The sequence below is a fragment of the Candidatus Obscuribacterales bacterium genome (genome assembly GCA_036703605.1).
Lineage (GTDB): Bacteria > Cyanobacteriota > Cyanobacteriia > RECH01 > RECH01 > RECH01.
Map to the genome: position 1 here is coordinate 1 of DATNRH010000500.1, position 1,331 is coordinate 1,331.

General features: G+C 51.5%; 1 protein-coding gene. It reads right to left on the reverse strand.

Annotated features, from left to right (window positions below; all coding sequences use genetic code 11):
- Positions 1 to 223: 223 nt before the first annotated feature.
- Positions 224 to 1,331 (reverse strand): polysaccharide pyruvyl transferase family protein (locus V6D20_10755; protein HEY9816261.1); only part of this gene is annotated, 1,108 nt, incomplete at its 5' end.

Genomic DNA, 1,331 nt, shown 5'->3' on the forward strand with positions numbered 1-1,331 from the left:
ACCAAGGGCAAGTATAAGGTACTGTCCTGAAATGCTCAGGAGATGACGCAACAGGGCGGATGCATCCAGTGCCCGGACGAGGAGCACACATGCCCCCCCGAAGAGAGCCAGGCGCAATCCCAACCAGATTTCCGATCGATGCCATCGTATGTTCAAGGCCATGCTGTTTTCCGTCTTACGCGGGAAGCGTGTAACTGTGATGCCTGTGTATTCTCCCCCTGAGTCAACACTGCTCCTGAAATCGCACAGTCCTCCATTGACCCGACGGATCAACTAAAGCTGCCGCCCGATCGGCATTTGCGGTCGCCAATATCTCCAACTCGGTCATCCGTTGGGCCAGGTGACCACGTATCTGGTCCCTTCGATTCCACACCCCATCAATCGCCATCCAGAGCGCATCTGCGTCTAAACCATGAAAAGAAAGTGTTTGTTTTTCAAGCCCCAGCGCCCCCATGAACCCATCAACCTTGGGGCCATAGCTAATAGCGATCATGGGAGTGCGTGCTACTGAAGCAAAAACCAACGAGTGCAGTCGAGTCCCTACCACCAACTTACAGAGCCGCAATAGAGTCAAGATCTGGTCGGGTCTGATCTCTTCCGTAACAGCTATAGAATTCTGCCCATGCTGCATCCGCTCTTGGATGGTGCGAATGGCCAGGATGTCGTTATCTGGATCTTCGCTATTCATGGGCAGGAACAAAACACTGGCTCGCTCGCTCATGCGATCACAAACTTTAGCTAAAACGGTATAGTAATTCTCTACGTCTTCAGGTAGAAACCTATCGTAGTGGTGAACATGATAGCCATGAGTGGCCGAGAACACATGAGGGCACATGGCTACCAAGTCAGTAGCTCCGGATGAGACATTCTGAATACGTTCCCCTAACGTGGCCGGTAAGGGCGCCTTTGGACATTGAAATGTCACCACAGGGTCGGTGTAAATTTCAATGTGCCGAGAGGGATCGCCCAGCAGGTCTTGGATGATAGAAACACTGCTGGCTTCACGTACGGTGATCAGAGGGATACTTCGTAACATCCAACGACTCAGTAGGCGACTGACACGATCGCGAATGGGTCGGGCGCTAATGGCATAGGTCATAACGTGAACACCGCTCAATCGAGCAACGGTGACCAGCAGCAGAAATGCCAATAGATGAAAACGATCCTCGTAAATCGGTGTACCCCCTCCTACCAAAAAAAGATCAGCCCGGTGTAGAGCGTGAATCGCTTGCACAAATTGGTAGCGCTGGCTTATAGCGTGAATACGAAGGTTGTCCAATTCCAGTGGTTTTAATAATTCCTCAGTCAATGCAGGGCGGTTGGAGAAAACC